At 74.9% G+C, this 13106-nt stretch carries 12 protein-coding genes; 4 read left to right on the top strand and 8 right to left on the bottom strand.

What is annotated here, in order from left to right; all coding sequences use genetic code 11:
- Nucleotides 1-15 precede the first annotated feature (15 nt).
- Nucleotides 16-870 carry a UbiA family prenyltransferase gene (locus NF338_RS09405; protein ID WP_264030507.1) on the top strand — a complete coding sequence of 285 codons (855 nt, stop codon included), beginning with the start codon at nucleotides 16-18 and terminating at the stop codon, nucleotides 868-870.
- Nucleotides 871-879: 9 nt separating this feature from the next.
- Here NF338_RS09405 and NF338_RS09400 read toward each other — a convergent pair whose 3' ends face one another.
- The 3 genes from NF338_RS09400 to NF338_RS09390 are packed head-to-tail and all read right to left on the bottom strand — an operon-like array spanning nucleotide 880 to nucleotide 3805.
- Entirely contained in the window at nucleotides 880-1740 is an 861-nt protein-coding gene (locus tag NF338_RS09400; RefSeq protein WP_253049496.1) for a family 1 encapsulin nanocompartment shell protein, read from the bottom strand.
- Nucleotides 1737-2849, bottom strand: coding sequence for a Dyp-type peroxidase (locus NF338_RS09395; RefSeq protein WP_264030506.1), 1113 nt, complete (start codon nucleotides 2847-2849; stop codon nucleotides 1737-1739). Before NF338_RS09395 ends, NF338_RS09400 begins: the two co-directional genes overlap by 4 nt.
- Nucleotides 2850-2896: 47 nt before the next feature.
- Nucleotides 2897-3805 (bottom strand): LysR family transcriptional regulator, encoded by a 909-nt coding sequence (locus tag NF338_RS09390; protein ID WP_264030505.1) that lies wholly within the window; start codon nucleotides 3803-3805, stop codon nucleotides 2897-2899.
- 94 nt (nucleotides 3806-3899) lie between these two features.
- Here NF338_RS09390 and NF338_RS09385 point away from each other — a divergent pair, with 94 nt between their 5' ends.
- On the top strand, nucleotides 3900-4880 hold the full coding sequence (locus tag NF338_RS09385; protein ID WP_264030504.1) for a threonine/serine dehydratase: 981 nt from the start codon (nucleotides 3900-3902) through the stop codon (nucleotides 4878-4880).
- Nucleotides 4881-4945: 65 nt separating this feature from the next.
- Nucleotides 4946-5566, top strand: a complete 621-nt coding sequence (locus NF338_RS09380; protein ID WP_264030503.1) for an L-threonylcarbamoyladenylate synthase — start codon at nucleotides 4946-4948, stop codon at nucleotides 5564-5566.
- A gap of 39 nt (nucleotides 5567-5605) precedes the next feature.
- On the opposite strand, the gene NF338_RS09375 is transcribed toward NF338_RS09380, so the two are convergent.
- On the bottom strand, nucleotides 5606-7147 hold the full coding sequence (locus tag NF338_RS09375) for a lipase maturation factor family protein (RefSeq protein ID WP_264030502.1): 1542 nt from the start codon (nucleotides 7145-7147) through the stop codon (nucleotides 5606-5608).
- Between the two features lie 94 nt (nucleotides 7148-7241).
- On the opposite strand from NF338_RS09375, the gene NF338_RS09370 reads away from it, so the two are divergent.
- Nucleotides 7242-8663, top strand: a complete 1422-nt coding sequence (locus NF338_RS09370; protein ID WP_264030501.1) for a UTP--glucose-1-phosphate uridylyltransferase — start codon at nucleotides 7242-7244, stop codon at nucleotides 8661-8663.
- Nucleotides 8664-8782: 119 nt separating this feature from the next.
- On the opposite strand, the gene NF338_RS09365 is transcribed toward NF338_RS09370, so the two are convergent.
- From NF338_RS09365 to NF338_RS09350, 4 genes are all read right to left on the bottom strand, one after another.
- Nucleotides 8783-9439 (bottom strand): YigZ family protein, encoded by a 657-nt coding sequence (locus NF338_RS09365; protein WP_264030500.1) that lies wholly within the window; start codon nucleotides 9437-9439, stop codon nucleotides 8783-8785.
- Nucleotides 9440-9581: 142 nt separating this feature from the next.
- Nucleotides 9582-11030, bottom strand: a complete 1449-nt coding sequence (gene argG / locus NF338_RS09360; RefSeq protein ID WP_204541653.1) for an argininosuccinate synthase — start codon at nucleotides 11028-11030, stop codon at nucleotides 9582-9584.
- Nucleotides 11031-11764: 734 nt separating this feature from the next.
- The gene (locus NF338_RS09355) at nucleotides 11765-12259 is read right to left on the bottom strand and encodes a VOC family protein (RefSeq protein WP_264030499.1); all 495 of its coding nucleotides are present in this window, start codon (nucleotides 12257-12259) and stop codon (nucleotides 11765-11767) included.
- A gap of 178 nt (nucleotides 12260-12437) precedes the next feature.
- The gene (locus NF338_RS09350; RefSeq protein WP_264030498.1) at nucleotides 12438-13016 is read right to left on the bottom strand and encodes a Dps family protein; all 579 of its coding nucleotides are present in this window, start codon (nucleotides 13014-13016) and stop codon (nucleotides 12438-12440) included.
- Between the last annotated feature and the right edge of the window lie 90 nt (nucleotides 13017-13106).

Raw genomic sequence — 13106 nt, 5'->3', positions numbered from 1 at the left:
CGCTACGTTGCGGCCATGGCGTCGAGGCGGTCGCGGGGGCTCGTGCGGGGGCTGGTCGTCGCGAGCCACTTCCCGCCCACGGTGATGGTCACCCTGTTCGCGCTCGCGCTCTCGGCCGGGATCGGCGCGGGTGCCCGTACGACGACGCTCGTCGCGCTCGCGGTCCTCGCCGGCCAGCTCTCGGTCGGGTGGAGCAACGACTGGCTCGACGCACGCCGCGACCTCGCCGTCGGGCGCGCGGACAAGCCCGTCGTGACCGGTCTCGTCACGCCCGCGACCCTGCGCACGGCGGCGCTCGCGGCTCTCGGCGCGTGCGTGGTGCTGTCGTTCGCGACGGGCGTGGTGCCGGGGCTGGTGCACGTCGTCGCGGTCGCGAGCGCCTGGTCGTACAACGCGCTGCTCAAGGCGACGTGGTGGTCGTGGGCGCCCTACGCGCTCTCCTTCGGCCTGCTCGCGGTGTTCGTCGTGCTCGCCGCGCCCGGGGACGGCCGGCCCGCGCCGTGGGCGGTGGCGGCCGCGGCGTTGCTGGGCGTGGGCGCGCACGTCGCGAACACGCTGCCCGACCTCGAGGGCGACGCCGCGACCGGCGTGCGGGGCCTGCCGCACCGGCTCGGTCGGCGTGCGAGCAGCGTGCTCGCGCCCGTGCTGCTCGGCGTGGCCGCGCTCCTCGTCGTCCTGGTGCCCCCGGGGGCACCGGACGCCGCGGCCTGGGTGCTGGGCGGGGCGGGGCTGCTCGTCGCCGGCGCGGCCGGGGTCGTGGGCGTGGTGCGGCCCCGCAGCCGTGCCCCGTTCGCGCTGTCGATGGCCGTGGCGGGCGTGTGCGTCGTGCTGCTCGTGCTCGCGGCGCCCGCGGTCGTCGTCCCGGGCTGAGCGGGTGGGTCAGCGCGTGAGGTGGACGGACGCCTCGGCGGTGTAGGTCTGGAAGGTGAGCGAGGCGAACAGGTAGAGGCGCACCTCGTCGGCCGTGTGGTCGAGGTACCCGATGGACACGTCCTGCCCGATCGTCAGCTCGTGGTCCCCGCCGCGCGTGGTGAGCAGGTAGCCGCCGCGCAGCGCTGGCGCCCAGACGATGTCGCGCTGCACCATGCGCTCGAGCTGCTCGCGGATCGGGTAGCCGTGGTCGCGGGTCTCGGACACCGCGGTGTACAGGTCGGCGTCGAGCACGAGGGCGTACGGGCCCTCCACGCCCGCGAGCCGCAGCTCGGTCTGAGCGGCGGCGACGGCGTCGGGCAGGTCGCGCGGGTCGGCGGGGACCGCGATCGGCGGGTTGTCCGACCCGGGGCCGATGCCGCGGATCCCGGCGGCCGCGTACCCCTCGAACACGGCGCGGTCCTCGGCGCGCGCGAGCGCGGTGGCCGCGTCCTTGACGGGCTGCCAGTCGGAGTCCTTGGATCCCCGCGCGACGTCGTCGACCGCCTGCCGGGACACCGTGAACGGCACCTGGAGCTCCACGAGCGGCACGACGTCGCGCAGGCGTGCCCGGATGCCGTCGTGCGGGGCCTCGACGTCGGTCACGTGGCCCGTGCGGGCGGACGCCGTGCCGAAGCCGAGGGGGCCCGTCACGTCGACCACGCGCCGCCCGGCCACGTTGCGCACGAACGTGCGGCGCGCCTCGTCGGCGATCTCCTCCCACGCCGCGTCCGTGACGGGCGCGAGCCAGCGGTGCAGGTTCGAGTCCCCGGGCGCGCCGGCGCCGCTCGTGGGGACGACCGAGCCCAGGTCCGGTTCCGAGGTGCTCACGACGGTTCTCCCTTCAGCGACCCGATCGCGAGCGAACCGACGGGCGCGGTGGTGGCGGGTGCGGCGGGTTCCGCGGTCGCGGGACCCGGGTCGGCGGGCGTGTCCTGGCCGAGGGCGTCCGGGGCGTCGTCGGCCAGCGACTCGAGCAGGTCGAGCGAGGGGACGAAGAACGACGTCCCCGTCAGCGCCGTCGACACGTCGAGGATGTGGTCGTACCGGCCCGGCGGGTTCCCCACGAACATGTTGTCCAGCATGCGCTCCACGACGCCCACGTCGGCGGCGTACGCGATGTAGTAGGTGCCGAACTCGCCCGTCGACGGGTCGCCGAACGCCATGTTGTCGCGCAGGACGTCGCGCTCGGTGCCGTCGTCGTCGACGATCGTGTTGAGCGACACGTGCGAGTCCGGAGGCTGCACGTCGTCCGCGAGCTCGACGTCGTCGAGCTTGGTCCGCCCGATGATGCGCTCCTGCGCCTCGACGGGCACCGCGCCCCACGCCGCGAGGTCGTGCACGTACTTCTGCACGATGACGTGGCTGCCGCCCGCGAACGGGCCGTCCGCGATGATCGCGGCACCCGCGGCCGAGCGTCCCGTCGGGTTCTCGGTGCCGTCGACGAAGCCGAGCAGGTCGCGCGAGTCGAAGTAGCGGAAGCCCGTCACGTGGTCGTCGACGCGCACCGTGTCGCCGAGCGCGGCCATGACCTGCCGGGTCAGCTCGAACGTGAGGTCGGCGCGGTCGGCGCGCACGTGGAACAGCACGTCGCCGGGGGTCGAGGGGGCGTCGTGCACCGCGCCCTGGACGGCGCGGAACGGGTGCAGCCCCTCGGGCCGCGCGGCCCCGGGCGGGCGGACGGCGTCCCAGAACGCCGACCCCAGCCCGACGACGCACGTCAGCCCCGCGGCCGACTGGCGGAACCCGACGGCGCGCACCAGGTCGTTGACCGACGACGCGACGTCCAGCAGGCGCTCGCGCGACCCGGGCGACCCCGTGGCGCTGACGACGAGGAAGACCGCGGACTCGGTGAGCCCGCCGAGGACGGGCTGCGGCTCGGGCACGTCGGCCGGCACGGCGATGCTCGCGCCGGTTCCCTGGGTCGTGTTCTGCGGCACGAGGCGAGCGTGCCACGCGCGCCCGGGGAGCGCACCCGCGCGCGACGTCACGCCGCCGCGCGCACCAGGCCCTCCACGACGGCGGCCGCGCCCGGGGCGGGGCGGTCCCCGTAGGTGACCGCGAGCACCCGGCGCGCGGCGCCGGGCAGGGGCCGCACGTCCACCCGCGGGTCGCGGTGGGCGCGCAGCGCCAGGGCCGGCAGGAGCGAGACCCCGACCCCGGCCGCCACGAGGGACTGCACCGCGACGTAGTCGTCCGTCTCGAACGCGACCCGCGGGGTGAAGCCCGCCCGCTCGCACCGGCCCACCAGGTCCGCGCGGCACCGCTCGCAGCCCGCGATCCACGCCGCGTCCGCGAGCGGCGCGAGGTCGGCGAGCACGGTGCCTGCCCCCGGCGCGCTGCCACACCCGCCGGTGGGTGCCGCATCGTCTGCCGCCCGCACGAGGAACAGCTCCTCGGCGAGCACCGGCACCGCGCGCAGACCCTCCACGTCGACGGGGGAGCGGTCGTGCTCGAACACGAGCGCCACGTCCACCGCGCCACGCCGGAGCGCGTCCAGCGCCTCCGGCGGCTCCGCCTCCACCAGCCCCACGCCCAGCCCCGGATGGTCCCGCGCGAGCCGCGCCACGACGTCGGGCACCAAGGTCGCCAAGGCGGACGGGAACGCCGCCAGGCGCACCCGCCCCGCCGAGAGCGACACCAGCGCGTCCAGCTCGTCCCGCGCCGCGCCCACGCGCCCCAGGATCTCCTCCGCCCGCGCGGCGAGGAGCCGCCCCGCCGCGGTCAGGCGCACCCCGCGCCCGTGCCGCTCCAGCAGAGGCACGCCCACCTCCGCCTCCAGACGCGCCAGGTGGTGGCTCACCGACGGCTGCGCGTAGTGCAGCGACCGCGCCGCCGCCGTCACCGACCCCTCGCGCGCCACTGCCGCCAGCATGCGCAGCCGCGTCAGGTCCATCTCGACTCCCTCACCGACGAAGCATAGATCCGATCGATCGATCCACTCAGAACAGGCATTGGACCTATGGGACGGCGCACGGCACCGTGGACGCATGGCCCCCGCAGACCTCGCCCCACCCACCATGCGCGACGTCCTCGACGCCCGCCGCCTCCTCGCCGCGCACCTCGACCCCACACCTGCGCGCACCTACGCCGCGCTCGACCGTGCCACCGGGGCGCACCTCGTCGTCAAGCACGAGAACCTCCAGCCCACCGGCGCGTTCAAGGTCCGCGGCGCCCTCAACCTCCTCCAGCGCCTCGCGCCCGACGAGCGCGCCCGCGGCGTCACCGCCTTCTCCACCGGCAACCATGCCCAGGCCGTCGCCTACGCCGCCCGCACCACCGCCACCCCCTGCACCATCGTCATGCCCACCGACCCCAACCCCACCAAGGCCGACGCCGTCCTCGACCTGGGCGCCCGCCTCGTCCTGGCCGGAACCACGTTCGACGACGCCCGCGAGCACGCCACGGCGCTCGCGGCCGACGACGGGTCCCGGCTCGTCAGCGCCGCCAACGAGCCGCTGCTCGTCGCCGGCGTCGCGACCGCGTACCTCGAGCTGCTCGAGCGCGCGCCCGACCTCGACGTGCTCGTGGTCCCGGTGGGCGGGGGCAGCGGCGCCGCTGCCGCGTGCCTCGTCGCCCGCGCGCTCGCCCCCGGTCTCGAGGTCGTCGCCGTGCAGTCCGCGGCCTCGCCCGCCGCGCACGACTCCTGGCGCGCCCGGGACCTCCTCGCGCGGCCCAACGCCTCGCGGGCCGAGGGGCTGGCGACCGGCACCGGCTTCGCGCTCACCCAGGCGATGCTGCGCGAGCACCTCGCCGACTTCGTCCTCGTCGACGACGACGCGATCGACCGCGCGGCGGCGCTCTACCTCACCGCCGCGCACACCGTCGCCGAGGGAGCGGGCGCGGCGGCGCTCGCGGCGGTGCTCGCCGACCCGGAGCGGTTCGCGGGCCGCCGGGTCGGCGTCGTCTGCTCGGGCGGCAACGCGAGCCCGGCGGAGCTGCGGCGCGTGGCGGCGCACCTGCCCGCGTAGCCGGGGTCGGCGGCACGCCGGGCGCGAGCGCCGGTCACCCGCAAGGCCGGGCCTAGGCTCGGGACATGGCCCGCTACCTCGACGTGCACCCCGACAACCCGCAGCCGCGCGCGATCGCGCAGGTCGTCGCCCTCCTCGAGGACGGTGGGCTCGTCGCCTACCCGACCGACTCCGGCTACGCGCTCGGGTGCCGCATGGACGACCGGGAGGGTGCCGACCGCATCCGGCGGATCCGCCACCTCGACGACCGGCACCACTTCACGCTCGTGTGCGCGGACTTCGCGCAGCTCGGCCACTTCGTCATGGTCGACAACTCCGCGTTCCGCTCCATCAAGGCCGCCACGCCCGGCCCGTACACCTTCATCCTGCGCGCGACGTCCGAGGTCCCGCGGCGCCTCGCGCACTCCAAGAAGAAGACCGTCGGCGTGCGCATCCCCGACGACGCCGTCGCGCAGGCCATCGTCGCCGCGCTCGGCGAGCCCATCCTGTCCAGCTCGCTCATCCTGCCGGGCTCTGCCGAGGCGCTCACCGACGGGTGGGCGATCAAGGAAGAGCTCGACCACGTCGTCGACGCCGTCGTGGACGGCGGCGAGCGGGGGAGCGAGCCGACGACGGTCGTGGACTTCTCCGACGGCGCCCCCGAGGTCGTCCGCGCGGGCGCGGGCGACCCGTCGCGCTTCGAGTAGGGACCGCGGGCGGACCTGCGTGGGAGGCCACGCGCCGGGTCAGGCGACCGGGCCGAGGAGGCGGCGCAGGCGCGCGAGGTCGACCGGGTCGACGAGCGTGCCGCGCTCCTCGCGCACCCACCAGTCGCCCGACCGCCGCCGCTCGTCGCGCGTCGTGTACCGGTAGCGGAACACGCGGGCCCGGACCCACCGGGGCGCGGGTCCCTCCGCGTCGTGCGCGAACGGGTCCGCCGCGAGCAGGCGCAGGGTAGGGCGGTCCGCTTCCAGGAGCCGGAGCAGCAGCACCTCGAACCACCGGGTGCCCGGCGACCCGAGCGCGAGGAACCACATCTGCCAGTCCAGGCGCAGGTGGTACGGCGCGACCTGCGGCGGACGCCGGCTCACGTCGCCGGGCTTGCCGCGGAACGCGTACTCGACCCAGTCGTCCGGGCCGGGGGAGCGGGCCGTCGTGCCCTCCACCACGACCTCGTCCCGCCGCCGCGACACGGATCCGAACGCCCCGTACGCGTTGACGAGCCGGAACGGCTCGAAGCTCGCGTTCATGAGCTGGCGGCGCGCGACGAGGTTGCGTGCCGGGCGCACGCTCAGCACGAGCAGCAGCGCCGACACCGCGAGCACCACCACGACCAGGGCGACCGGGCCGCCCAGGCCGGTCCCGCCGTCGGGCACCGGCGCCTCGCCCCGCCCGAGCGCGGGCACGAGCCACGACCCCACCGCTGCCCACGCGCCGTCGCTCACCACCCCCAGCCCCAGCACGACCGTGAGCCAGTTCAGCCACGCGAAGTTGCCCGTCACCAGCAGCCACGCCTGCGTGAGCACCACGACGCCGCCCGCCACGCTCGCGACCGGCTGCGGCGCGAACAGCGCGAACGGCACCACGAGCTGCGTCACGTGGTTGCCCGCCACCTCCACCCGGTGCCACCACCGCGGCAGGTGGTGCGCGTGCCACGAGAACGGGCCGGGCAGCGGCTGCGTCTCGTGGTGGTAGTACAGCGCCGTCAGGTCCCGCCAGACCCGGTCCCCGCGGATCTTGATGAGCCCCGCGCCCAGCTCGACCCGGAACAGGCACCACCGGGCCGCCAGCAGCACCAGCACCGGGGGAGCGGCGCCCCCGCCCGACGACCCCAGCCAGCCCACGAGGAACGTCACCTCGCACAGCAGCGACTCCCAGCCGAACCCGTAGAACCGCTGCCCGACGTTCACCACCGACAGGTACGCCGCCCACAGCAGCAGGAACGCGAGCGTCGTCACCCACCACGGGCCCCGCTGCGGCACCCCCACCACGAGCAGCCCCGCGAGCACGACCGCGCACCACGCCAAGCCCACCACGAACCGGTCCGAGCACCACCGCCGCAGCGCGCTCGGCCCGTCCCGCCACGACGTGCGGTCCACGAACGCGGCCACGGGCAGGAGCCCGCGATCGCCCAGCAGAGGCCGCCACTGCCGCACCACGACGACGAACGCCACCACGAGCACGGCCGCCGTGCCGCGCTGCAGCACCTCGCGTGCCACGTCGTAGTCCGGCGCCCAGAACCACGACCCCAGCCACGTCGCCCCGCGGCCGGGCCACCCGTCCGCCATCCCTCCACGGTAGGCGTGTGACCCGCGTCTCACCCGAGCGCGGCAGGCTCCCGCCGCCCTGCCCCGAGCAGGTCCCCGCCCCTACGATCGAGCCATGAGCAGCCAGGGCCTCACCCAGTCCACCGACCGCATGCGCGACGCCGGAGTCGCCCCCGCCGCCATCGACGTCTTCACCCGCTTCTACCGGCTCCTCGAGTCCGGCGCGACCGGCATGATCCCCGAGGCGGACGTCGAACCCCTCACCGACGTCGCCCACCGCGACGCGCTCGACGTCCCCGACGACGCCGCCCGCGACGCGCTCCAGCGCACCGCGATCATCAAGCTCAACGGCGGCCTCGGCACCTCCATGGGCATGGACCGCGCCAAGTCCCTCCTCACCGTGCGCGACGCCGACCCGCAGCGCCCCGACAGCGGCCCCCTCACCTTCCTCGACGTCATCGTCGCCCAGGTCCGCGCCGCCCGGCACGCCACCGGAGCGCCCCTGCCGCTGCTCCTCATGAACTCGTTCCGCACCCAGGACGACACCCTCGCCGCGCTCGCCCCCCACGACGACCTCCCCGTCACCGGGCTCCCGCTCGACTTCCTCCAGAACCGCGAGCCCAAGCTCCGCGCCGACGACCTCACCCCCGTGGACTGGCCCGCCGACCCCGAGCTCGAGTGGTGCCCGCCCGGCCACGGCGACCTCTACACCGCCCTGTTCGCCTCCGGTGCGCTCCGCGCCCTCCTCGACGCCGGCTACCGCTACGCGAGCGTCTCCAACTCCGACAACCTCGGCGCCGCGCCCGACGCCGCCATGGCCGGCTGGTTCGCCGCCAGCGGCGCCCCCTTCGCCGCCGAGGTCGCCCGTCGCACCCCCGCCGACCGCAAGGGCGGACACCTCGTCGTGCGCCGCAGCGACGGACGCCTCGTCCTGCGCGAGACCGCTCAGACGCCGCAGGACGACCAGGACGCCGCCGCCGACATCGGCCGGCACCGGTACTTCAACACCAACAACCTCTGGTTCGACCTCGAGGCGCTCGCGGCCGAGCTCGACCGCACCGGCGGCGTGCTCGAGCTCCCGCTCATCAAGAACACGAAGACAGTCGACCCGACCGACCCGTCCTCGCCCGAGGTCGTCCAGATCGAGTCCGCCATGGGCGCCGCCGTCGAGGTGTTCGACGGCGCCGTCGCCATCGAGGTGGGCCGCGACCGGTTCCTGCCCGTGAAGACGACCAACGACCTCCTCGTCCTGCGCTCCGACGTCTACGACCTCGACGACCGGTACCGGTTCGTCGCCCGGACCGACGCTCCGCTCGTCGACCTCGACACCGCCTACTACAAGACCATCGCGGCGTTCGACGCCCGGTTCGACGACGGCACGCCCTCCCTGCGCGCCGCGCGCTCCCTCACGGTCCGCGGCGACTGGACCTTCGGCTCCGGCGTCACCGTCACGGGCGACGCCGAGCTCGCCGACCCGGGCGGCTCCTCGCGCGTCCCCGACGGCGCCGTCGTCGGCCCGGACGGGGTCAGCGACTGACCACCGACCAGGCGACCCCGGCGGGCCGAGCAGGCCGTTCTGGCGCGTCCGGCGACCAGGACGAGTCGTACCCGGCGCTGGGCGGTGGCCCGTGGCCGGGGCCGGGGGTCGGGGGTCGGTCAGGCGCGGAGGTCGACGACGCGGTCCTCGCCCCTGCGGGCCGTGAGGGTGCCGGACGAGGTGGCGGCGAGGTCGGCGTCGAACCGGTCGAGCTCGGCCGGGGGGACGAGGACGGTGAACTGCGCCTCGGTGCCGTAGGTGACGTCGTCGAGGGCGCCGTCATGCTGGGCGCACCAGTCGCGCAGGACGCCGTGCAGGCGGCCGGCGTCGGCGTGGGGGACGTCGACGCGCACCTCGGTCAGGACCGCGCGGCGCACGGGCGGCGCCACGTCGAGCGCCTCGCTCACCGCGGACGAGTACGCCCGGACGAGCCCGCCCGCGCCGAGCAGCACGCCGCCGAAGTAGCGCGTGACGACGGCGACGAGGTCGGTGACCTGGCGGTGCCGCAGCACCTCGAGCATGGGGGCGCCCGCGGTCCCGGAGGGCTCGCCGTCGTCGGTGGAGCGCTGCTGGTCGGCGTGGGTGCCGACGACGAGCGCGACGCAGTGGTGCCGCGCGTCCCAGTGCTCCTTGCGCACGCGGGCGATCACGGCGTCCGCCTCCGCGACCGAGGCGACGGGGGAGAGGTGCGCGAGGAACCGGGACTTCTTGACGACGAGCTCGTGGTCGACCGGTCGTGCGATCGTGCCCCACAGCTCACCGGTGCCCGCGCTCATCCCGCGAGCCTATCCGTGCACCGGGAGGCGCCACGCCCGCCTGCGAGAGGGCGACCTGCCGCCGGACGGGCGACGCACGGCGGCGGAGAGCTGGTCTCCGCGGCCGTGCGTCGTCGTCCCGCTGCGCGTGGCCCGGGTCGGGTCAGTCCGTGCCCGACTCCATGGCAGCCCGGTCGAGGAGCGCGTCGTCGCCCTCGGCCATGCCGCGCGAGGCGATGACCTCGGCGCCGCCCTCGGGCATCGCGCCGATGAGCTCGGTCGTCGCCCCGGCCCCGGCTCCGATGAGCGCCGCGTGCGCGGTGCCGACGATCCCGATGCCGGCGTACTGCTCGAGCTTGGCGCGCGAGTCCGCGATGTCGAGGTTGCGCATGGTGAGCTGGCCGATGCGGTCCATGGGACCGAACGCGGAGTCCTCGGTGCGCTCCATCGAGAGCTTGTCCGGGTGGTAGCTGAACGCCGGACCGGTGGTGTCGAGGATCGAGTAGTCCTCGCCCCGGCGCAGGCGCAGCGTGACCTCGCCCGTGACGGCGGTGCTGACCCAGCGCTGGAGCGACTCGCGGATCATGAGCGCCTGCGGGTCGAGCCAGCGGCCCTCGTACATGAGGCGGCCGAGGCGACGGCCCTCCGTGTGGTACTGCGCGAGCGTGTCCTCGTTGTGGATCGCGTTGACGAGGCGCTCGTACGCGGCGTGCAGGAGGGCCATGCCGGGCGCCTCGTAGATGCCGCGGCTCTTGGCCTCGATGATGCGGTTCTCGATCTGGTCGGACATGCCGAGGCCGTGGCGGCCGCCGATCGCGTTGGCCTCGTTCACCAGGTCGACGGCGGACTCGAACTCGCGCCCGTCGATCGTGACGGGACGGCCCTGGACGAAGCCGATCGTCACGTCCTCGGTCGCGATCTCGACCGACGGGTCCCAGAACCGCACGCCCATGATGGGGTCGACGGTCTCGATGCCGGTGTCGAGGTGCTCGAGCGTCTTCGCCTCGTGCGTGGCGCCCCAGATGTTGGCGTCCGTCGAGTACGCCTTCTCCGTGCTGTCGCGGTAGGGGAGGTCGTGGGCGAGCAGCCACTCCGACATCTCCTTGCGACCGCCGAGCTCGGTGACGAAGTCGGCGTCGAGCCACGGCTTGTAGATGCGCAGGGCCGGGTTGGCGAGCAGGCCGTAGCGGTAGAACCGCTCGATGTCGTTCCCCTTGAACGTGGACCCGTCGCCCCAGATCTGGACGTCGTCCTCGTGCATCGCGCGCACCAGCAGGGTGCCGGTGACGGCCCGGCCCAGGGGAGTGGTGTTGAAGTACGCGCGGCCGCCGGAGCGGATGTGGAACGCCCCGCAGGCCAGGGCCGCGAGGCCCTCCTCGACGAGCGCCGCGCGGCAGTCGACCAGGCGCGCGACCTCGGCGCCGTAGGCCGTGGCGCGTCCCGGCACCGACGCGATGTCGGGCTCGTCGTACTGGCCGATGTCGGCGGTGTAGGTGCAGGGCACGGCGCCCTTGTCGCGCATCCAGGCGACGGCGACGGACGTGTCGAGGCCGCCGGAGAACGCGATCCCGACGCGCTCGCCGACGGGGAGGGAGGTGAGAACCTTGGACATGGTCAAAGTATGCGCGAATCTGCATAGGTATTCAATCTCGTGTGACAGGCCGAGCTCCTCCGGGCAGGCTCCGGTGTGTCTCGCCACTAATAGTGTGCCAAGCGGGTAGGTTCTCAACCATGGCCACCGACTCCGCCGCCTCACCTCCCGACGGCCCCGACGACACGGCCACCGGCCGCGCAGCCGCACCGTCCCGGTACCCCCGGCCGACGGTCTCGCTGGACGAGGCCGAGTGGGTGTGGCGGACGCTCGCCACCGAGGCGATGGTGGAGTCGGCGAAGCCGGAGACGGTGCGGCTCGCCGTGATCGCGGGGCTCACGCGCGCGACGGGCGCCCGCTACGGCGACCTCCTGCGCTGCACCGCGGACGCGGTCGACCTCGGCCCCGCGACGGCGCGCGCGGGGGAGGGGAGGGTCGTCCTCACGCACGGCAAGCACCGCACGGTGCGCGAGCACGTGCTCAGCGCGAGCGTCGTCGTCGTGCTGCGCCGCTGGATGGCCGTGCGGGAGGTGCTCGCGGCGGACCTCGAGGGATCGGTGCCGCGCGCGCTGCTGCTCACGGTGCACCACACGCACGACAACGGCGTCACGGTGTCGAGCGGCCTGCCCATCACGAAGCAGGGGCTGGTGCTCTCGTGGCGGCGGTTCGTGCACCGGACGAACGCCCGCTACGGCGCCGTGCGGGCGCCGCTGCCGACGCGCTTCGAGCAGGTCCGGCGGGCGTGGGTCGAGGCGTCAGCGCCGGCCGGGAGCGGGACCGTCGCCGGTCCCGGTCCCGGGCTCGGCGACGACGCCGGGCGGGACGCCCTCCTCGCCGCCGAGCTCCTGGAACAGGGTGACGTGGAGGCCGGCGGGGGCGTCGAGCCGTGAGTTGAGCGAGCCCCACGGGGTGCGGGTCGGGGGAGCGACGAGCTCCGCCCCGGCCTCGACCGCACGGTCGGTGGCGCCCCGCGCGTCGTCGACCTCGAACGCGACCCGCAGGTGGCCCGCGACCTGGCGCCCGACCTCGACATCGTCGATCGCCCGCTTGTGGGCCGGGTTCGCGATCTCGAGCGTCGCGTGCCCGACGTCGAGGATCGCCACGCGGTCGTCCTCGCCGTCGGCGTACGCGATGCGCTCGGGGAGGCCCAGGACGTCACGGTAGAAGGCGAGGGCGGCGTCGTAGTCGTCGGCCTCCACGACAAGGCGGAGCTGGCGGACGGAGGGCCGCTGAGGGGTGTTGTCGCTCATCCGACGACCCTATGACACCTTCCAAGAAAATAGTGTGCCAAGCGGCTCGAACAACCCCACCCTCCGTACACAAGTCACCACCCCAGCACGGAAGAGCCGGCCGCGCGCCGCGTCGGGTGGACGGCGGCGCGCGGCCGGCTCGGGGCTGCGGAGCAGCAGTCCGGCGGGGGAGCGGGCGTCAGGGCTGGCGGGCGGCCGCCTGCTCGGCCTTGCGGGCGGCACCGGTCTCGGTGCGCGCGCCGTCGGTGGAGAGGTCACCACCGGTCGACTCGAGGTGCGCCCGGACGAACCAGTGGAACAGCTCGAGGTCGTGCAGGTGCCCGATGAGCAGGTCGTTCGTCACGTCGTCGAGCTCTTCGGTCGCGGTCGCGGCCTCGCGGTGCGCCGTGATGACCCCGACGTACACCTCGTCGAGGGCGCCCAGGTGGGCGATGGTCGAGGCGCGGCCGAGCGAGTAGTCCTCCCAGCTCCGCTCGGCGACCAGCGCGCCGGGCGTGCCCTTCGGGGACACGCCCAGGGTCGCGATGCGCTCCGCGACGGCGTCGACCATCGCGCGGACGGCGTCGACCTGCGGGTCGATCATCTCGTGCACCGCGATGAAGTGCGGTCCGACGACGTTCCAGTGGATGTGCTTGAGCGTGAGCTGCAGGTCGTTGAGCGCGTGCAGGCGCTCCTGGAGGATCCCGGCGACCTTCGCCCCTTCCTCGGGGGTGAGCGACGGGACGGTGTACTTCGGCAGGTCGGAGCGAGCAGCCATGGGTGCCTCCTCGGGTCGGGTGCGGTCGCCGCGGTGACGGCGGGACGGCGTCGGGCGCCGTCCCGCCATCGTCGGGCGGTCCCCGGCCGC

The organism is Cellulosimicrobium sp. SH8, assembly GCF_025818875.1.
GTDB classification, from domain to species: Bacteria; Actinomycetota; Actinomycetes; order Actinomycetales; family Cellulomonadaceae; genus Cellulosimicrobium; species Cellulosimicrobium cellulans_D.
Note: the sequence above shows the minus strand (reverse complement) of the source record. Positions and strands in the feature narration are given on the sequence as shown.